We start from the raw sequence: 19981 nt of genomic DNA, 5'->3' as shown, positions 1-19981 counted from the left end.
GCGCGTAGCGTCCTCGACCGGCTGGTTTCAAACAACGGGAAATACATGCGTTTATTGCTGGTAGAAGACGATACGATGATCGGCGAAGTGGTGCTCGACCTGTTACGGGCCGAGCACTACGCCGTCGACTGGGTCAAGGACGGCGAGATGGCCGACACGGCCCTGCTGCAGAACCAGAACTACGACCTGGTGCTGCTCGACCTTGGCCTGCCGCGCAAGGACGGCCTCGAAGTCTTGCGCAGCATGCGCACTCGCAAGGACCGCACCCCCGTGCTGGTCGCCACCGCGCGCGATTCGGTGGCCCAGCGCATCGCCGGGCTGGACGCCGGCGCCGACGACTACGTCCTCAAACCCTACGACCTCGACGAACTGCTGGCGCGCATCCGCGCGCTGCTGCGCCGTGCCGCCGGGCGCGCCGAACCCATCTTCGAGTACAAGAACATCACCGTCAATCCGGCCACCCGCGAAGTGCTGGTCGACGGCACCCAGGTGGCGCTTTCGGCACGCGAATGGGCGGTGCTGGAAGCCCTGGTGGCGCGGCCAGGCGCCGTGCTGTCGCGCGCCCAGCTGGAAGAAAAACTGTACAGCTGGCGCGACGAAGTCTCCAGCAATGCGGTCGAAGTCTATATCCACGGCCTGCGCAAGAAGCTGGGCAGTGACCTGATCCAGAACGTGCGCGGCGTCGGCTACATGGTGCCCAAGGCATGAAATTCAGGTCAAAGGTCACGCACTCGCTGCGTGGGCGCCTGTTGTGGTACCTGCTGGCGGCGATCACCATCGCCGCCCTGGCGCAAGCCTCGATCGCCTACCGCACCTCCTTGCACGACGCCGACCAGATCTTCGACTACCACATGCAGCAGATGGCGCTGTCGCTGCGTTCGAGCACGCCGCTGTCGAACAGCGAAGCGCAGCAGCGCCTGCAGGCCAAGAACGAGGCCAGCCCGGGTGGCGCCGGCAACGACGACATGGTGGTGCAGATGTGGTCGCCCGACGGCGTGCAGGTCTTCCACAGCGTCTCGCGGGCCCGCTTGCCGCAGCGCGCGGTGCTGGGCTTCTCCAACGTCAAGGCCAACGGCACCGTCTACCGCGTGTTCTCGATCCAGAGCGAGAACCAGACCGTGCAGGTGGCCCAGGACCTCGCCGTGCGCCGCAACATGGCGGGCAACCTCGCGCTGCGCACCCTCGGCCCGATCGCCGTCATGATGCCGATCCTGATGCTGGTGGTGTGGTGGGTGGTGAGCGGCTCGCTCGAGCCGGTGGCGCGGGTGCGTTCGCAGGTGGCGTCGCGCCAGGCCGACGATTTGTCGCCGGTGTCCGACGCCGGCCTGCCGGACGAGGTGCAGCCGCTGGTGCAGGAACTGAACCTGCTGTTCGGGCGCGTCCGGACCGCCTTCGACGCCCAGCAGTCTTTCGTTGCCGACGCCGCGCACGAACTGCGCACGCCGCTGGCGGCGCTGCGGCTGCAGGCCCAGAGCCTGGACCGCGCCGACACGCCGGAAGCGCGCAAGCTCGCCGTGCAGCGCCTGACCGCCGGCATCGACCGCGCCACCCGCCTGGTCGAGCAACTGCTGGTGCTGGCGCGCCAGGAAGCCACCGCCGCCGCCGGCACCGTCGCGCGCCCGGTCGACCTGGCCGACCTGGCGCGCCGCACCGTGGCCGACCTGGCCGGCGTGGCCGCCGCCAAGGGCGTGGACGTCGGCATTCACCACGCCGATCCGGCCACGGTGGAAGGGCAGCCGGATGCGCTCCACATCCTGCTGCGCAACCTGGTCGACAACGCCATCAAGTACACCCCGGCGGGCGGCACCGCCGATATCTCGGTGCGCAGCGACACGGCGAAGGACGGCTGCACGGTCACGGTCACGGTCGAGGACAGCGGCCCCGGCATCCCGCCGGAGGAACGCGAGCGCGTGTTCGACCGCTTCTACCGCGTGGCCGGCAGCGAGGCGGCCGGCAGCGGGCTGGGACTGGCGATCATCAAGGCGATCGCCGAACGCCACGGCGCCACCCTGGCGCTGGGCGAGTCGGAACGCCTGGGCGGCCTGTCGGCCACCGTCTGCTTCCAGGAAGCGTCAATGCGCTAGCCGCGCGTCGATCAGGGCACGGACCTTATGGGTCAGCGCAGTGATCTCGAAAGGTTTCGTGATCACTTCCATGCCCGACGCGAGCCGGCCGTTGCCGACTGCCGCGGTATCGGCATACCCGGTGACGAACAGCACCTTGAGGCCGGGTCGGCGCAGCCTTGCGGCATCGGCCACCTGGCGGCCGTTCAGCCCGCCGGGTAGGCCGACATCCGTGATCAGGAGGTCCACCTGCGTATCGGCGTTCAGCAGGTGCAGGCCGGTGGGACCGTCCTGCGCCGTGAGCACGCGATAGCCGGCATCACGCAGCACCTCCTCGACGATGTCGCGCAACGCATGCTCGTCTTCGATGAGCACGATCGTCTCGCCCTGGCCCGAGCCGGCAGATGGCCTGTCGGCCGCCGCCTCCATCCCGGCCGCACCGGAATAGCGGGGCATGTACAGGCACATGCGCGTCCCGCGTCCCGGCTCCGAGTACACGCGCACCTGGCCGCCGGACTGGCGCACGAAGCCGTAGACCATCGATAGCCCCAGGCCCGTGCCTTCCCCCAATGGCTTGGTGGTGTAGAAGGGGTCGAAGATGCGCGCGGCCACTTCGGGAGGCATGCCGGTGCCGGTATCGGACACGCACAGCGAAATATACTGTCCCGGCGGCATATCGCCTTGCGCGTTGCGCTCGTCGATCCATTCGTTGGCTGTCACCAGCGTCAGTTTCCCGCCGTCCGGCATCGCGTCGCGCGCATTGATGCACAGGTTGAGCAGGGCATTCTCGAGCTGCGACGGATCGACCCTGGTCAGCCAGAGATCGTGCGCATTGACCACCTCCAGTTCGACCATGGGACCGGCCGAGTGGCGCACCAGCTCTTCCATGCCGGCGACGAGGCGGTTGACGTCGACGGGCTTGGGATCGAGCGTCTGCCGGCGCGAGAAAGCGAGAAGCCGCTGCGTGAGCGAGGCGGCCCGGCGTACCGAGGATTCGCCGATCTCTACGTAGCGCTCCAGCCCGCCGAGCTGGCCGCGATGCAGCTTGAGCTTGAGGACCTGCAGGGCGCCACTGATCGACGCAAGCAGGTTGTTGAAGTCGTGTGCCAGGCCGCCGGTGAGCTGCCCGACCGCCTCCATCTTCTGCGACTGGCGCAAGGACTGCTGCGCCTGTTCGAGCTCGGCCTCACGGGCCTTGTTCAGGCTGAGGTCACGCCCGATGGCAACGAAGTTCTGGCCATCGGGTTCCGGCGTGACGGTCCACTCGATGTACTTCCAGCCGCCGTCCCGGGTGGCGATGCGGTTCTCGAACCGGGCCGGCAGGTGCGTCTCGGCCATCCGCCCGATGGCCTCCAGGGTGGAAGGCATGTCTTCCGGGTGCATGAAGCTGGCGTAGGGGCGTGCCAGCAGTTCGGATTCGCTCCAGCCCAGGACCTGGGTCCATGCAGGGCTGACGGCCGACATGCCCCCGGCGAAGTTGGCCCGGGCGAGCATGTCCTGGGACAGGTTCCAGAGCTGGTCGCGCTCGGCGGTCCGCGCCGCCAGCTCCGCTTCACGCGCTTTCTCGTCCGTGACGTCGCGGCCGGTAGCATAGCTGAGGTCGCCGGCAGCCACCGCGACCCACGAGATCCAGCGGATCGCGCCGTTCTTGTGCCGGTAGCGGTTTTCCAGCCTCGCCTGGCCGCCTGCCGCCAGGTCCTGGTAAGCCTCGATGGTGGTGGCATGGTCGGCCTGGATCACGAATTCGTTGACATGCCGGCCGACCAGCTCCTCGGGCGCATAGCCGAGCACGTCCATCCACGCCGGGTTGACCCGCTTGAAGTAGCCATGGAAGTCGATGGCGAGCATGAGGTAGGGCGACGTATCCCACATGCGGTCGCGCTCGGCCGTGCGTTCGACCACCTGGCTTTCCAATGTCTCGTTCAACTCCTTGAGCCGCCGCTCCGCCCGCTTGCGGGCGCTCACGTCCTGGAAGATGATCGCAACCTGGCGCTTGGCGGCAGGCTCGATGCGCGAGCACGCCACTTCGAGGTGCCGGTCGGTGGCTTCGAGCTCGCGCTCGAAGCGGACCGGTTGGCCCGTCTCGAGCACGTCGCGGAAAATCGCCACCCAGGCGTCCGCCTCGCTCTCCGTCAGCTCGCCACGCCCTGTCTTGCCGACGATGTCGGAAATGCCGGCATGGCGCATGTAGGCCGGGTTCGCTTCGAGGTGTACATAGTCCGAGAGCGGCCCCCGCGGTCCGTCGATGAACTGGACCACGCAGAAACCTTCGTCGATGGAGTCGAACAGGGTGCGATAGCGCGCCTCGCTTTCGCTCAGGCGCTCCTCGGTCTGGCGCCTGTCGGTGACGTCGATCGACACACCCGTCATCGTGATCGGCCTGCCATCGCTCCCATAGCCGGGCTGCCCGCGAATGGCCACCCAGCGCACCTCGCCGGCAGGCGTCACGATCCGGTACTCGATGTCGTAGTCCGCCCCCGCGGCAATGCTGTGCTCGACGGCCTCGGCCATCCGCACGCTATCGTCGGGGTGGATGGCATCGCGCAGTTCGGCGTAGCTGAAAGGAATGTCCGGATCGCGACCGAAGTTGAGCCGGCAGATTTCCGACGTCGTGAGTTCACCCGTCCTCAGATCGAGGCTCCAGGTGCCGAGACGCCCGGCCTTGGTGGCGAAGCGCAGCTCGCGCTCGCTTGCCGCAAGCACGGCATCGGATGCGAACGCTGCAGGCTCATGACGCATGGCCGCCCTTGGTGGAGAGGAAGTTCAACAGCATGGTTTACTCAAAGTGAATGAGTCGAACCATAGCATATTTGACGAATATAACGGTAAAAGGGCGCTGCGGGTCGGCACCCGCCAACCGAGCATCACGCCGTCAGGATGCTTTTCAGCGCGCCCGCATAGCGCTCGCTGACGGCCACGACCTCGCCGTCGCGCAGGTTCAGCCAGTACGTGCCGTCGCCGCGGGTTTCCATGCCCGCGATCTGGCTGCGCCGCACGATCGTTCCGCGGTGCACGCGCACGAATTCCCCCGGGGCCAGCAGGCTTTCGAGGCGGCTGAGCGTCATCCGGTGCAGGACCGTGCGTCCCGCCAGGCGCAGTTCCACATAATTGCCCGCCGATTCGATGCGCAGGATGTCGCCCACCTTGACCTGTTCGATGCGGCCGACCGAGCGCACGCTGATCGTGTCCAGGCTTTGCGCGCCGTCGGCATCGACGAAGCCGCGCAGCGCCGCGCCATAGGCCTCGCGCTGGCGCTGGCGCAGCATGCTCCCCGCGCGTTCGACGGCCTGCGTCAGGCGCGCATCGTCGAGCGGCTTGAGCAGGTAGTCGAGGGCATGCACCTCGAAGGCCTCGATCGCGTGCTCGCTGTAGGCGGTCACGAACACGACCAGCGGCGGCTCGCGCAGGCGGCTCAGCTCACGCGCCAGCACCAGCCCGGACTGGCCCGGCATCTGGATGTCCAGGAACACCACGTCGACATCATTGCTCGCCAGCGCCGCGCGTGCCGACGCGGCCCCGCCGCATTCCCCGGCCAGCAGCCAGCCCGGGTGGGCGCCCATGGCCAGGCGCAGATTCAGCCTGCTTGGCAGCTCATCGTCGACGATCAGGTAGCGGATCCCCATGGCGTCAATCCGCCTGCGCCAGCGGCAGGCGCACTTCGGCGACGAAGCGCTCGCCCTGCCGCCCGGCGAAGAGCGCGGCTTCCGGGTGCATCAGGCGCAGCCGGTCGCGGGTGTTGGCGAGCCCGAGGCCGGCGCCCGGGTTGGCAGGAAGGTCCCCGCGCGCCGGATTGGTGACCCGCACCAGCAGCGCGTCGTGTTCCCGGATGAAGGACAGGTGGATGTCGCTCGGCCCTTCGCTGCAATCGAGGTCGTGGCGCAGCGCGTTCTCGACCAGCGGCTGCAGCAGCAGCGGCGGGCAGGCGATGTGTTCCAGCGCTTCGCCGGCGCCGTCGACGTGCATGCGCAGCCGTTCGCCGTAGCGCAGGCGCTGCAGGGCCAGGTAGTCCTGCACGAAGCGCAGCTCGGCGGCGACGGTGACGGTGTTGCCGCTGCTGGCGGACAGCACGTAGCGCAGCAGCTCGCTCAGGCGTCCGATGCCCTGCAGCGCCAGGCGCTTGTCGTCGCTGCGCACCAGGGCGCTGATCGCGTTCAGGGCGTTGAACAGGAAATGCGGTTCGAGCTGGGCGCGCAGGGCCAGCATGCGCTGCTCCTCGAGCGCCAGGCGCAGGTTGAGCATGTCGGTCTGCGAACGTTGCCACGCCAGCTCGCGCTCCTTGGACTGACGCCAGTAGAAGAAGGCCAGGATCGCGGCAAAGGTGCCGGTGGTCGAGAACCAGCCGACCAGCAGCATTCTCATCAAGAGCTGCCAGGCGTCCTCCAGGCTGGAGACCTGCAGCATCCCGCGCTGCCAGGCCATGTACATCCACTGGGCCGGCTGGAACAGCAGCACCAGGCACGCGAACATCGCCACCACGTTGCGCGGACGCGAGATCAGGGCCGGCCAGCGCGTGAGCGCGATGCACAGGATGCAGCTCAGGACGATCAGCGGCACGGCATACTCGACGAACCAGGTCGCCAGCAGCGCCGGATAGTGGCTGGATTGCCCGGCGCGCAGGTTGTCGCTGTAGGTCTGGAGCGCGCCGAGCACGCTGATGGCCGTCCACAGGACGACCATGGACAGCACGATCCTGGCGAAGGGCTGGAGGCGATAGGGGGAGGAGCTCATCGGAAAAGTATAGCAGTGCGAAACGGCTGCCAAACCAGGCCTGCCGGGGATGCCATCACACGGAAGCGGGCATTCGTCACATATGGGGTGGCGGCCGGCGCGAGGGTGCGCAGAATAGCCAGGTCCATTGTTGAGCGCATCGCGAAACCACCATGCCCTTTCGCATCCTTTGTTTGATCCTGGCCGTCTTCCTGGCGGCCTCGCATGCCGCCGCCATGCCTCCCGCGGTCGAACAGGAACTGGCGCGCCAGGGCATCCCTGCCGGCGCACTGAGCTACCGGATCGAGGCCCTGGCAGGAAGGCCGGCGCCGGCGCAGGCAGTCGGCGAGCGCCGCGCGCTCAACCCGGCGTCGACCATGAAGCTGGTGACGACCCTGGCGGCCCTGGATGTGCTGGGCCCCGCGCACCGCTGGACCACGGCCATGCTTGCCGACGCCAGGCTTGAAAACGGCGAGCTGAAAGGCGACCTGTACCTGCTGGGCGGGGGCGACCCCAACCTGAGCTGGGAGCGGCTGGGCGGCATGCTGCGCAGCCTGCGTAACAGCGGCATCGTCTCCATCGGCGGGGACCTGGTGCTGGACCGGACCCTGTTCCAGCCGACCCGGCTCGACATCGGTGCGCCCCCTTTCGACGACATGCCGGACGCGTCGTACAACGTCATCCCAGACGCGCTGGCGCTGTCGGACTACCTGGTCACCTACACGCTGTCCTCGGATGCATCGACAGTGGCGGTGCAGGCCACGCCGCCGCTGTCCGGGGTGTCCGTGCTGAACCGGATGACGCCCAACGACTTGCCGTGCAAGGATTGGCGCGAGACCTGGCAGCAGCCAAGGGTAGAGGAACAGGGCGCCCTGGTGCGCATCATCCTGAACGGAAGCTTTCCTCGCGACTGCAGCAAGGCCGTCGAACTGCACACGCTCGACCGTGACCTCTACATCGAACGCCTGGTGCGCGCGCTGTGGGAAGAGATGGGCGGCCGGTGGCGCGGACGCGCCCGCGAGGGCAAGGTCCCCGCCCGTGCGGCCGTGCTGGTCGAGCGCCAGTTCGAGACCCTGGCGGAGACGGTCCGCGCCATCAACAAGGACTCGCACGCGGTCAAGGCGCGCATGGTCTACCTGACGCTGGGCGCCACGGCGCGCGGGAGCGCGGGCCTGCCGACGCTCGAACGGGCGCGCCGGCGCGTCCTCGACTGGATCGCCGCCCAGGGCGTCGACACGTCCGGCATCGTCATCGAGAACGGCTCCGGCCTGTCGCGCATCGAGCGCTTAAGCAGCGCACAGCTGTCCGCCTTGCTCAAGTCCGCCGCGGCGGGCCGCTGGTCTCCGGAATTTTCCGCCAGCCTGCCGATCGTGGCGCTGGACGGCACCATGAAGAACCGCCTGAAGACCGGCCCCGCGGCCGGCAATGCGCGCCTGAAGACCGGCACGCTGCGCGACGTCGCGGCGCTGGCCGGCTACGTGCGCGACCGGCGCGGACAGGACTGGATCGTGGCGGCCTTCGTCAACGACCCGCAGGCGGGCGAGGGCAGGGGCAGGGCCGTGCTGGACCAGCTGATCCTCTGGGTCGCCGACGGAAACGCCGCCGCAGCCGACACACCGACCTTCCATCCACCTGACTGATTCCTACCATGCGAATGACCCGAACCCGCGGCGCAGGCGCGCTGCTGCTGGCGGCGCACGCCTGCGCATCCGCCCAGACCGCCGCTCCACAGCCCATCCAGCAGGTCGTCGTCAAGGCCGGCGCAGCGAACGGCCGCGCGCAGTCGACCACCACCGCCATCGTCGTCGGGCGCGACGAGATCCTGCGCCAGGGCGACGCCAGCCTGCTTGAGGTATTGAAACGCCAGCCCGGCATCACGCTCGACGCCAGCCCGGGGAAGGAAGCCGCCATCCGCATGCGCGGCCTGGGCAGCGGCTATGTGGCGATCCTGCTGAACGGCGTGCCTGCGCCGGGCGGCTTCTCGCTCGAATCGATCAGTCCCGAGCTGATCGAACGCATCGAGATCCAGCGCGCCGCCACCGCCGAAACCAGCAGCCAGGCGGTGGCCGGCGCCATCAATATCGTCTTGCGGCGCGCCGGCCCGGCAAGGAACGAGAGCGCGAACGAGATCAAGGCGGGCAGCGCCTTCCAGCGCGGCCATGCGGCGCCGCAGCTGCTTGCCCAGCACAGCGGCCGCGCGGGAGCGCTCGCCTACACCGTGGCCGCGACCGTCAAGCGCAACCTGAATCCGGTCGCGGCCCTCAGCACCGAGGCGGGATCGGACCCTGCCTTGCTGCGGCGCACCGCCTGGACCGACCACCAGGTCGAGGACATCCTGGAACTGGCGCCGCGCCTGAGCTGGCAGCCGAACGCGGTCGACAGCATCAGCGCGCAGGGCTACCTGCGCAGGCGCCACATCGACAACGTCAAGCGCGAAAAGGAGACGACCGAGATTGGCCAGTCGACGCCGTTCCCGCACGCGTACCAAAGCTTCGAGACCCGTCCCCTGCACGCCTACGCCGACCTGGCCTGGACGCGCAGGCTGGAGGGCGGCGCCCGCCTGAACGCCAAGCTGTCAGGCTTCCAGATGAAGCGCGAGGCCGGCTTCGTCTACCGGGGCATGGATGCGCAGGATCGCCCCCTCGAGTCCCATCTGGTTGCTTCCGGCCCGGTCGAACGCGAATGGACGTTCAGCGGCAGCTGGCGCCGCCCGCTGTGGGGCAGCCACTCCCTGGCGGCCGGATGGGAGTTCGGCCGCAAGGGGCGCAGCGAATACCGGCGCGAACGGCATGTCGATCCCCGCGGCACGCTGCTGTTCTCCAGCGACGAGGACTACCGCGCCAGCGTGGTACGCAGCGCCTTCTTCATCCAGGATGAGTGGGACATCGGTCCAGGCTGGTCCGCTTATGCTGGCCTGCGGCGCGAAGACTTGCGCACGACGGGCGAAGGCAATGCGGCTGCGCCGGTGGATGTCGACGCGGGCGCCTGGAGTCCCGTGTTCCAGACCTTGTTCAAGCCGCAGCGGGCGGAAGGCGACACCGGAGCGCGCGACGGGTTTCGCTTCGCGGTCAGCCGCACCTACAAGGCGCCGAACATTGTCCAGCTGCTGCCGCGCCGCTACACGGTCGACAACAACAACAGCGCCACCAATCCGGACCAGCAGGGCAACCCCGGTCTGCGGCCCGAACTCGCCCTGGCCGTCGACCTGGCCTGGGAGCGCTACTTCGGCGCGGCAGACATGGTGAGCGTGAGCCTGTTCCACAAGCGCATCCACGACATCACGCTGACGCGCATCGGCGAGAGCCGCGGCGTGTGGACCGCCACCCCCGACAACGCGGGCAGCGCATTGGTGCGCGGCATCGAGTTCGAAGGCAAGCTGACGCGCGGCGCGCTGTCAGGACGCATCAACCTGGCGCGCAACTGGTCGCGCCTGGACAGCGTGCCGGGGCCGGACAACCGTATCGAAGGCCAGCCGGCGTACAGCGGCAATCTCGGGCTGGACTACGCGGCGCCAACCGGCCGCTTTGACCTGGGCGGCACCTGGAGTTACCAGGGACGGGTGGCGAGCCGCGCGAGCGCGCTGATCCATAGCGACGACGGCAGCCGGCGCCAGCTCGACCTGTATGCGGTATGGAAGCGGGACGCGCGCTCGCGATTGCGCCTGTCCGTGGCCAGCCTGTCACAACGCGACTACCTGGAACGCCTGGCCTACGAGGGAAGCAGGCCGCTCGAACGCGCAACGGTCTACCAGCTGCGCCCGACCTGGCGCCTGGTGTGGGAACAATCGCTGTAGGCCCTAGGCGCGGCAGCCCAGTTTGCGGTAGCGCTTGCGCAGGCTGAGCAGGTCCAGCTGCACCGATTCCATCATCGCGGCGCGCACCCGCCGCTCCGATTGTTCGGCTTCCACGATGGCCGCGCGCAGGCGGCCGCATTCCGGCGCTTGCTTCGTGCTGCGATGGCGAGCGGCGGCGCAGGCCTTGCCGGCGCCGCAGCCGGCGGCGAGATGGTGTGACGCCGGCTGGCGTGCCGCGGCCGGGGCCAGCACGCACGACAGCAGGATGCACGCCGCAAGGGAGGCGGCAGGTCGCATGGCGAGGGTAAGAATGGTGGTCTCCGTGGTGCCGGAGGGTCGCTCGGCGCTGCCGGCCCCTCTCGTTCTTGTATAAGGCGCGCAGGATACCCGCGTTTTGGTCCTTGAATTCTCGCCAATTGTCACATTCGCCATGGGGGCGTTCGGCAGGCGCGGCACGGTAACGGTAGAATGCTCCCTTTGCTCACAGGGCAGCGGGCCCTGAGCGGATATCTAGAGGAATCGATGAAGAAGCAAGCAGTCCTGTTGGCTGGCCTGGCTGCAGCCGGCCTGGCCTCGGCCCAGGAAGTGGTCCGGATCGGCCATGCGGCGGCCGTGACCGGCCCGGTGGCCTACTTCGGCAAGGACACCGAGAACGGTGCGCGCATGGCGATCGAGGCGCTCAACGCCAAGGGCGTCAGCATCGGCGGCAAGAAGGTCCGCTTCGAGCTGGTAGCCGAGGACGACGCCGGTGAACCGAAACAGGCCACCGCCGTGGCGCAGAAACTGGTGGACGCGAAGATCAACGGCATGGTCGGCCACGAGACCTCGGGCACGACCATCCCGGCTTCGAAGATCTACCATGCTGCGGGCATCCCGCAGATATCGCCCTCGTCGACCTCGCCGATGTACACCCGCCAGGGCTTCAACACCACCTTCCGCGTGGTGGCCAACGACGTGCAGCTGGGCCAGGCGCTGGGCCGCTACGCGACCGGCACCATGAAGGCCAGGCGCGTGGCCGTGGTCGACGACCGCACCGCCTACGGCCAGGGCCTGGTCACCGAATTCGCGCGCAGCCTGCAGAGCCAGGGCGGCAGCGTCGTCGCCAAGGAATTCACGCACGACAAGGCGACCGATTTTTCCGCCATCATTACCCGCATCCGCGCCACCAAGCCGGACCTAGTCTTCTTCGGCGGCATGAGCGCCACCGCCGGCCCCATGCTGCGCCAGATGAAGCAGCTCGGCATGAACGTGCGCATGATGGGCGGCGACGGCCTGTGCTCGGACGAGATCCACAAGCTCTCCGGCGGCACCATGGCGGACGGCCAGGTGGTGTGCGCGGAAGCGGGCGGCGTGCAGGGCGAAGCCCGCGCCGCCATGGACAAGTTCCGCGCCGATTATAAAAAGCGCTTCGGCATCGACGTCCAGATCAACGCCCCGTATGCCTATGACGCGGTGATGACCATGGCCGAGGCGATGGTGAAGGCCGGCTCCAGCCAGCCGGCGAAATACCTGCCGGTGCTGGCCAGGATCCAGCACAAGGGCGTGACCGGGCCGATCGCCTTCGACGCGCGCGGCGACGTCAAGGACGGCACCATCACGCTGTATTCGTTCAAGGGCGGCAAGCGTTCGCTGCTCACCGTCACCAAATAAGGAGCACGGCCATGGCAGGAGGCGATTCCATCAAGCCGGATGCCTTTGCGGCGCTGCAGGCCCGCTTTGGCCAGCAGTCGCGCAAGGCGCAGGCCTATTACACGGTCATGCACGAAGTGCGCGGCATCGTCGGCAGCGATGACGCCGCCAGCGCATGGATGAACGAGCCGCAGCCCGCGCTCGGCGGCAAGACTGCCGCCGAGGCGGTGGGCGAGGGGAGCGAGGACGAGGTCCTGGCCTACGTGCGTACGCTGAAGAAGTAGGGCCGCTTCAGAACACGCCGATCAGGAGCAGCACGATCAGCGTCAGCACGATCGAGACGGCGATGGAGCCGAGGCAGCCGAGTTTGTTCGAGAAGAATAAGAACATCTCAATCGCCCGGTCCTTCGCCCGGCATCGTGTCGGCCATCAGCCTCAGCTCTTCCGGTGTCAGCTCTTCGGGCTTCTTGTCCGCCAGGCCGTCCACGTCGTGCGCCTGCTGCTGGTTCTGGGGCTGCGCCTGTTGCTGTCCCTGTTCCTGCCCTTGTTGCTGGCCTTGCGGCGCGGCCTGCTTCTCCTGCGACTTCTGTTCCTTGCTCATGATGTTCTCCTCTGGAGGTGATGAACAAAGTGTGGCACAGAGTCGTTTTCGGCGGCGTCCAGCTCGATGAGGGCTACCGGCGCGGTTCAGTGAGGCCGTGCGGATGAGCCGTCGCGGCCGAGCGCGCGCTCGACGCTGAGCGCCAGCTCGGCCAGCTGGAAGGGTTTGCGCAGCAGGATGTCGTCGCCCAGGACCTGGTCGATCGCATGCATGTCCGCATAGCCGGTGGCAATGATCATCGGTATGCCGGGGAATACTTCGCGCGCGCGCCGCATGAGTTCGGCCCCGGTAATCCCCGGCATCAGGTAATCGGTGATGATCAGGTCCGGCCGCCCGCGTCCCAGTTCGCGCAGGGCGGCCGCGCCGTCCGCCGCCTGGGTCACCGCATGCCCGAAGGCTTCGAGCGACTGCACCATCGATTCGCGCACGAAGTTGTCGTCCTCGACCACCAGGATACGGGAACCCTGTCCGGCGGCCGGGACGGCGTCCGGCAGGGGCGCGGCGGCGGGGAGCTCGCCGCCGTCCCAGGCGCGCAGCCAGATTTCCACCGTGGTCCCGCACCCCTGCTGGCTCAGGATGCGCGCCGCGCCGCCCGACTGCTGCGCCATGCCGTATACCTGGCTCAGGCCCAGTCCGGTGCCCTTGCCGACCGCCTTGGTGGTGAAGAAGGGCTCGAAGACCTTGGCCACGAGTTCCGGCGGCATGCCGGGGCCGTTGTCGGTGACGGCGATGCGCACGTACTCGCCGGCCGGCAGCAGTCCGGCGGGCGGCCGGGCATGCCCGGCATGAAAAGCCAGTACGCCGCTGTCGCCCATGGCGTCGCGCGCATTGATGGCCAGGTTCAGCAGCGCCATCTCCATCTGGTTGGCGTCGGCAAACACGCGCGCACAGCCTTCCTCGACCTCGAAGCGCAAGGCGATGCGCGAGCCGAGCGAGGTCGCCACCAGTTCGCGCACGCCATCGAACAGGTCGCTCACCTCGGCGGGGCGCAGGTCTAGGTTCTGGTTGCGGGCGAAGGCCAGCAGCTGGCTGGTCAGCTTGCCGCCGCGCTGGCAGGCGCGGCGTGCGATCTCGGCGCGTTGCCTGGCCACGTCGTCCTTCGACAGCAGCAAGATCAGGTCCATGCTGCCCTGGACCACGTTGAGCAGGTTGTTGAAGTCGTGGGCGATGCCGCCGGTGAGGCGGCCGACCGCTTCCATCTTCTGGAACTGCACCATCGCCTGCTGCACCCGTTCGCGTTCGATGACTTCGTTCATCAGGCGGTCATTGGCCCCGGCCAGCGCGCGGGTGCGTTCCTCGATGCGCGATTCGAGCGTCTCGTTGAGGGACAGGAGGTCCTGCCGGCTTTGCTTGAGGCTGGCGGCATCGCGCTCGCGCTCTGCCAGCAGGTCGCGCGCCTGGTACTGGCGGCGCCGGGCGCGCAGTGCCGAGCTGGCGGCGCTGCGCAGGGTCTGGGCGTTGAGGGGGCGCTCGAGCAGGATGATGTTGCCCAGCTCTTCCAGCCGGGAGCGGGTGGTGGCCGCAGCCGGCCCGACCGCCTTGCCGAGCAGGATCACGAAGGGGAAATCGGACCACGGCTCCTGCGCCGCCAGCCAGGCGTGCAGGGGCGCCAGGTCGGCGCCATGCAGCGCTTCCTCGGCGACGATGGCCAGGCCGGCGCCTTCGCCGATGGCGCCGGCAAGCGCGGCGAAATCGGGTATCACGCCGCAGGCCGCGCCGTCCTGCGCCAGCACCGAGCACATGACCTCGGCGTCGCGCCCGCGCGGCGCGAGGATCAGGATGCGTTGGTCCTGCCGCTCAGCCGGCGACATCGGGAATGTCCGACATCATGGGCGTCAGGCCCCGGTAGCTGGGCAGGCCGGTGAGGACGCCGTCGAAGCCTTCCAGAGCTTCGCCGACGCGGATGCCGTCGGCGCCCAGCTCCAGCTCGTGGATGGTCAGCGCATGCTCGGCGGCGCGGCTCTTGATGACCGTGACGGCGCGCCGCAGGCGGCCGTTCGACTCGAAGAAGCGCATCAGGACCGTGCTGTCGCTCAGGTAGCTCAGGTCGACGTCGGACTTCACTTCGCCGATCATGCCGTGCTGGCCCAGCACCAGCACCGTGGTGACGCCCTGCTGGTTCAGGTAGGACAGCAGTTCGTGCATCTGCAGGATCAGGTACTGCTCGCCCGGCATCGCCTGCAGGTAGGCGTTCAGGCTGTCGATGACGATAAAGCTGACCCTGGACAGTTCGACCGCGTCGCGCAGCATCTGCGCGAACTCGCCCGGCGACAGCTCGGCCGGGTCGATGTGGTGGATGCGCAGCTGGCCGTTGTCCACGAACTGGCGCAGTTCCATGCCGAGCGCGCGGCTGCGTGCAAAGAAGGTGCCGAGTCCTTCGTCGAACAGGTAGAACGAGGCCTGCTCGCCGCGTTCCAGGGCCGTCAACAGGCAGCGGGTCGACAGGGTGGTCTTGCCGATGCCCGAAGGGCCGACGATCAGGGTATTGGTGCCGCGCACCAGGCCGCCGCCCAGCAGGGCGTCGATGCCGCTCGATCCGGTGGAGCGCACCGCCGGCACGAAGTCGCGCAAATGCTCGGCCGCGACCAGGCGCGGATACATGGTGATGCCGCCGGTGTCGAGCGTGTAGTCGTGGTAGCCGCCGCGGAAACGGATGCCGCGCATCTTGATGATGTTGACGCGCCGGCGCTCCTTGCCGAATTCCTTGGCGATCTGTTCCAGGCTGATCACGCCGTGCGCAATGCTGTGCAGGTGCTGGTCGGACTGGCTGGTCTTGTCGTCCAGGAGCAGGACGGTGCAGGCGCGCGCCGCGAAGAACTGCTTCAGGGCCAGGATCTGGCGCCGGTAGCGCAGCGGGTTCTGCGCCAGCAGGCGCATCTCGGACAGGCTGTCGAACACCACCCGCACCGGACGCAGCGCGTCGACCCGGTTCATCACGTTGCGGGTGGTTTCGCCCAGCTCGACCTCGGAGGGGTGGAACACCGATTGCTGCGCGTCCGGATCGAGGTCGGTATCGCCCGCCAGTTCGTACACCGAGAGCGCGCCGATGTCCCAGCCATGGCTGGCCGCCGCCGCCGCCAGCTCTTCGGCGGTCTCGGACAGGGTGATGTACAAGCCGCTCTCATTCCTGGCCGCGCCGTCGAGCAGGAACTGCAGGCCGAGCGTGGTCTTGCCGGCGCCGGGAGAACCTTCGACCAGGTAGATGCGCTGCGGCGTGAGGCCGCCGCCGAGGATGTCGTCGAGGCCGGCGATGCCGGTGGAAATGCGGGTATCTGGGGCGCTGGTCATTACGTGCATGGTGGTGATAGACGGATATGCTGGGCATTATATACACAAGCAAATTCGCCAAATTCTCATTGTTACACATGCGAACATTACATGTAATGAAAAAGGGTCCCGGCGGGGACCCTTCGAGGCACGGCCGTGCGCCGCGGATCAGAAGCGATGCGACAGCCGCGCGAACCAGGCCGCGCCGTTCAGGCCGAACTGCACGCTCTCGTACTTGAAACCGTTGTCGGTCTCGTTCGGATCCTGCGCGCTCGGCTTGACGTCGAAGATGTTGGTGCCGCCGACGGTGAACTTGGTTTTCTCGGTGAAGGCCCAGGTGAAGGACAGGTCGGCCGAGGTCTTCGGCTTGTAGTACTGGTTCGGCACCGGCGGGCCCGAGAAGGTGCCCAGGGTCTGCGGGCCAAAGTGCACGATGCGCAGCGCGGTTTCCAGCTTGCCCCGGGTATGGTCGAAGCCCAGCGTGGCCTTGCGGCGCGGCGCGCCTTCCTCGATGAACAGGCGCTCGCGCTCGGACAGCAGCACGTCCTCGAAGCCCGTGAGGGCGCTCGGCGCATGCACGCCGGTCACTTCGGTCTTGCTGAAGTTCAGGGCCAGGAAGGCGTTCAGCTTGCCGGCGCCCAGGTCCATGCGGTGCGACAGGGTCACGTCCAGGCCCTGGGTCTTGGTGTCCACCGAGTTGACGAAGAACTGCGCCTGGCCCACGCCCAGTTGCTGCAAGGTGGCGCCCAGGGCAGGGTAGTTGTCGGCGTCGAAGCGGCCCGACAGCACGATGCGGTCGTCGATGTTGATGCGGTACAGGTCGGCCGTCAGCGAGGTGGCCTGGCCGGGGGACCAGGTCAGGCCCAGGGTATAGCTCTTCGATTCTTCTTCCTTCAGTTGCGGGATGCCGGCGGCATTCGCCACGCGGCCGCCGTTCGGGGCCAGCACCACGTCGAGCGGCTGGCCGTTGACGAAGTCGGTGAAGGTCGAGGAGAAGTAGACCTGCTGCAGCGAAGGCGCACGGAAGCCGGTGCTGGCCGAGCCGCGCAGCAGCACTGCCGGGTTGATGCGGTAGGCGGCCGCCAGCTTGCCGGTGGTGGTGGCGCCGAAGTCCGAGTAGCGCTCGTGGCGCAGCGCGGCCTGCAGCTTGACGCCTTCGGCGAGGTCGGTCTCGAGGTCGAGGTAGGCGGCGTTCGAGTGGCGGTCGCTGTCGGTCACATCGATCGGCTGGAAGCCCGGGAAGCCCTGGCTGCCGGCATTGCCGCCCACGCCCACGCCGTCGGCGTCGACCCAGGAACCCGGCTCGCCCGCCTTGATCTGGTAGTTCTCGCGGCGGTGCTCGAAGCCGAAGGCCACGTTCATGCCCTTGCCGATGCCCTCGAAGAAGCGCGAGAAGTCCAGGTTGGTGGTCGCCTGGCGGAACGAGAAGCCGCCGGCGTCGAACATGCTGGCGCTCCTGCCCGGCCCGCCGCGCAGCAGGTCGAGGTTGGCGATCGACGCGTTGAGCGTGTTCGCGATGGTGTAGCGCATGCGGTTCTGGCCGAAGGTCTGCGAGACGTCGGTGTTCCATTCTCCCAGGCGGAAACGGTAGCCGAGGGTGCCGTAGTGGTCGTTGATGTCGCCGTTGATGAAGGGGACGAAGCCGTTCGGGTACATGGCGGCCGAGTTGCGCGAGGGGATGTCCTCGGAGCCCAGGCCTTCGCGCGCCCAGGCGGCCGACGAGGCGTCGCGGTTCTGGGCGCCGGCGGTGACGTACAGCTTGCCGTCGCCCGCCGGGAATTCGCCGTTCAGGTAGACGGTGCTGTTCTGCGACTTGGTGTCGCCGATGATGCGCGGACTGCCTTCCTCGGCGCGGTTGGAGCGGCCGCGGTCATAGTATTCGCCGGTGATGCCCAGCACGCCGCCGCCGACGGCCACGCCGCAGTAGGCCGAGGCCAGGTAGTTGTCGCCGTCGCCCTCGGTGTACTGGCCGAAGCCGGTCACCATCTCGCAGCCGAGGTTCTTCTTCAGTTCGATGTTGAGCACGCCGGCGATGGCGTCCGAGCCGTACTGCGCGGCGGCGCCGTCGCGCAGCACCTGCACGTTACGGATGGCCATCAGCGGGATCGCGTTCATGTCGGTGCCGGTGTTGCCGCGGTTGCGCGCGCCGAACAGGTTGACCAGCGCGGTGGTGTGGCGGCGCTTGCCGTTGACCAGCACCAGGGTCTGGTCCGAACCGAGGCCGCGCAGGGCGGCCGAGTCGATCAGGTCGGCGCCGTCGGCGCCGGTCTGGCGCGTCGAGTTGAACGAGGGCGAGACGTTGTTCAGGACTTGCGCCAGGTCGAACTGGCCGCCCTGTTCGGTCGCCTTGGTCATCGGGATGAAGTCGACCGGGACCGGCGTGTCGATATCGGAGACGTTGCCGACGCGGCGCGAGCCGACGATGCTGACGCTCTGGATGCCGCCACCCTTGCTGTCCGCAGCGGCCGGCGTGCCGGCGGCGACCGGGGTGGTGGACGGCTCTTGCGCAGTGCTCTGGGCGAAGGCGGCTGGGGCCAGGGTAGCGAATGCGGCGCCGCCGTACAGGGCAAGCAGGACCGACTTGGGTAGACGTTTGAGTGTGAGCACTGGTTACTCCGAGGGAAAATTGAATACTAAACAATCCCATGACGGAGCACCAAGGCACTGTATCATTAACACAACGTTGTCAATATATAACCCTAGTCTATCGTCCGGCCGGCGCCTTCCTGCGGCGCCGGCGGTGCGGGCAGGCGCGTGCGGAAGCGGGCGCCGGCCCGGTCTCGGGAGGGTCTTCGTGGCGCTCGGCGTGGCGCGCCATCGCTTCCGTGCACGATTTACCGAACTTGACTGCGATGGTGGCCAGCAGGCCCAGTATGCCGATCGTTGCCAGCAAGGCGTCCAGCATGGTTTCCTCCTGTAAGCATTCGCCTGAACCGATGTAAATGATGGTAGGCGAGTCTGCACACCTGCGCAATCTGGCAATTCCGGTGCTAGACTTCGGAAATTCCGAAAGTAGAGGGCTGTACGATGCGCTTCGACCTGACCGATATGCGGCTGTTCCTGAGCGTCGTCGAATGCGGCAGCCTGACGCACGGCGCGCGCGCCATGCACCTGGCGCTGGCATCGGTCAGCGAACGCATCGCCGGCATGGAAGCGGCGCTGGGCGCGCCCCTGCTGGAACGCAACCGCCGTGGCGTGCGTCCGACTGCGGCCGGCGAGGCCCTGGTGCGGCATGCCCGCTCGATCCTGGGCCAGGTCGAACAGATGCGCGGCGAGCTGCGCACCTATGCGACCGGCCTCAAGGGCCGCATCCGCCTGCTCTCGAATACGGCGGCGATGGCCGCCTTCCTGCCGCCACAGCTGTGCCGCTTCCTGGCGGCGCACCCGGACCTGTCGATCGACCTGGAAGAGCGGCCCAGCACGGACATCGTCCAGGCGCTGGTGGACCTGCGCGCCGACCTGGGCGTCGTCGCCGGCGTCACGGACATGCGCATGCTGCAGACGCACCTGGTGGCCAGCGACCAGCTGGTGGTGCTGGTGGGCCGTTCGCACCGCCTGGCCGGGCAGGCGCAGGTGAGCTTCGCCGATATCCTCGCCGAGCCGATCGTGGGCATGGCCGACACCGCGCTCGAAACGCACCTGGCGGAGCGCGCAGCGCGCCTGGGCCGCCAGCTCGACTACCGCATCCAGTTGCGCCATACAGGGCAGGTGGCCAGCTACGTCGAGGCAGGCATCGGCATTTCGATCCTCTCCCGTGCCCTGGCCGCAACCATCGAACGCGACCTGGCCGTCCTGACCCTGTCCGAAGCCTGGGCGGCCAGGCAGCTCTACCTGTGCGCGCGCGACTTCTCCGCGCTGACCCCGCATGCCGGCCTGCTGGCACGGCAACTGCTGGAACAGGTGCCGGAATAATCGCCGAGC

General features: G+C 68.0%; 16 protein-coding genes. 7 read left to right on the top strand and 9 right to left on the bottom strand.

The genetic code is table 11. The features are described from left to right. The first annotated feature begins 45 nt into the window (after positions 1–45). Positions 46–708 carry a response regulator gene (locus YWC_RS0104760; RefSeq protein ID WP_027864341.1) on the top strand — a complete coding sequence of 221 codons (663 nt, stop codon included), beginning with the start codon at positions 46–48 and terminating at the stop codon, positions 706–708. Then, on the top strand, positions 705–2084 hold the full coding sequence (locus YWC_RS0104755; protein ID WP_027864340.1) for an ATP-binding protein: 1380 nt from the start codon (positions 705–707) through the stop codon (positions 2082–2084). Before YWC_RS0104760 ends, YWC_RS0104755 begins: the two co-directional genes overlap by 4 nt. Here the strand turns inward: YWC_RS0104755 and YWC_RS28330 are convergent. The 3 genes from YWC_RS28330 to YWC_RS0104740 form a co-directional block, all read right to left on the bottom strand. Next, a complete protein-coding gene (locus YWC_RS28330; RefSeq protein ID WP_051306228.1) occupies positions 2073–4802 on the bottom strand; it encodes a hybrid sensor histidine kinase/response regulator in 2730 nt (909 codons plus the stop codon). The two genes, YWC_RS0104755 and YWC_RS28330, sit on opposite strands and share 12 nt — an antisense overlap. Before the next feature lie 125 nt (positions 4803–4927). Further along, positions 4928–5686: a LytR/AlgR family response regulator transcription factor gene (locus tag YWC_RS0104745; protein ID WP_027864339.1), complete on the bottom strand. Its 759-nt coding sequence runs from the start codon at positions 5684–5686 to the stop codon at positions 4928–4930. 4 nt (positions 5687–5690) lie between these two features. Next, positions 5691–6791 (bottom strand): sensor histidine kinase, encoded by a 1101-nt coding sequence (locus YWC_RS0104740; RefSeq protein WP_229413008.1) that lies wholly within the window; start codon positions 6789–6791, stop codon positions 5691–5693. A gap of 152 nt (positions 6792–6943) precedes the next feature. Here YWC_RS0104740 and dacB point away from each other — a divergent pair, with 152 nt between their 5' ends. Together dacB and YWC_RS28325 are read left to right on the top strand one after the other, a co-directional pair. Beyond that, on the top strand, positions 6944–8410 hold the full coding sequence (dacB, locus tag YWC_RS0104735) for a D-alanyl-D-alanine carboxypeptidase/D-alanyl-D-alanine endopeptidase (protein ID WP_084416308.1): 1467 nt from the start codon (positions 6944–6946) through the stop codon (positions 8408–8410). A gap of 8 nt (positions 8411–8418) precedes the next feature. Continuing rightward, positions 8419–10563 carry a TonB-dependent receptor plug domain-containing protein gene (locus tag YWC_RS28325; RefSeq protein ID WP_084416307.1) on the top strand — a complete coding sequence of 715 codons (2145 nt, stop codon included), beginning with the start codon at positions 8419–8421 and terminating at the stop codon, positions 10561–10563. A 3-nt stretch (positions 10564–10566) separates the two neighbouring features. On the opposite strand, the gene YWC_RS0104725 is transcribed toward YWC_RS28325, so the two are convergent. Next, positions 10567–10860: a hypothetical protein gene (locus YWC_RS0104725; protein WP_027864336.1), complete on the bottom strand. Its 294-nt coding sequence runs from the start codon at positions 10858–10860 to the stop codon at positions 10567–10569. A 225-nt stretch (positions 10861–11085) separates the two neighbouring features. Between YWC_RS0104725 and YWC_RS0104720 the strand changes: the two genes are divergently transcribed. Then, positions 11086–12213, top strand: coding sequence for a branched-chain amino acid ABC transporter substrate-binding protein (locus YWC_RS0104720; protein ID WP_027864335.1), 1128 nt, complete (start codon positions 11086–11088; stop codon positions 12211–12213). An 11-nt stretch (positions 12214–12224) separates the two neighbouring features. Continuing rightward, a complete protein-coding gene (locus tag YWC_RS0104715) occupies positions 12225–12476 on the top strand; it encodes an MbcA/ParS/Xre antitoxin family protein (RefSeq protein WP_036213074.1) in 252 nt (83 codons plus the stop codon). Positions 12477–12583: 107 nt separating this feature from the next. Here the strand turns inward: YWC_RS0104715 and YWC_RS31450 are convergent, their stop codons facing one another. The 5 genes from YWC_RS31450 to YWC_RS0104685 form a co-directional block, all read right to left on the bottom strand. Then, positions 12584–12793, bottom strand: a complete 210-nt coding sequence (locus YWC_RS31450; RefSeq protein ID WP_027864333.1) for a hypothetical protein — start codon at positions 12791–12793, stop codon at positions 12584–12586. Positions 12794–12879: 86 nt separating this feature from the next. Next, entirely contained in the window at positions 12880–14604 is a 1725-nt protein-coding gene (locus YWC_RS0104700) for a response regulator (RefSeq protein WP_027864332.1), read from the bottom strand. Next, complete coding sequence (locus YWC_RS0104695; protein WP_027864331.1) at positions 14591–16081, bottom strand: ATPase domain-containing protein; 1491 nt, start codon at positions 16079–16081, stop codon at positions 14591–14593. Before YWC_RS0104695 ends, YWC_RS0104700 begins: the two co-directional genes overlap by 14 nt. 147 nt (positions 16082–16228) lie before the next feature. Next, a complete protein-coding gene (locus YWC_RS0104690; RefSeq protein ID WP_027864330.1) occupies positions 16229–18667 on the bottom strand; it encodes a TonB-dependent receptor plug domain-containing protein in 2439 nt (812 codons plus the stop codon). 97 nt (positions 18668–18764) lie between these two features. Further along, on the bottom strand, positions 18765–18965 hold the full coding sequence (locus YWC_RS0104685; RefSeq protein WP_027864329.1) for a hypothetical protein: 201 nt from the start codon (positions 18963–18965) through the stop codon (positions 18765–18767). 122 nt (positions 18966–19087) lie between these two features. Between YWC_RS0104685 and YWC_RS0104680 the strand changes: the two genes are divergently transcribed. Beyond that, positions 19088–19972 carry a LysR substrate-binding domain-containing protein gene (locus YWC_RS0104680; protein ID WP_027864328.1) on the top strand — a complete coding sequence of 295 codons (885 nt, stop codon included), beginning with the start codon at positions 19088–19090 and terminating at the stop codon, positions 19970–19972. The last annotated feature ends 9 nt before the right edge of the window (positions 19973–19981 follow it).

It is taken from the genome of Massilia alkalitolerans DSM 17462 (assembly GCF_000427785.1).
GTDB lineage: Bacteria > Pseudomonadota > Gammaproteobacteria > Burkholderiales > Burkholderiaceae_D > Telluria > Telluria alkalitolerans.
This window is presented reverse-complemented; position numbering and strand designations above follow the sequence as displayed.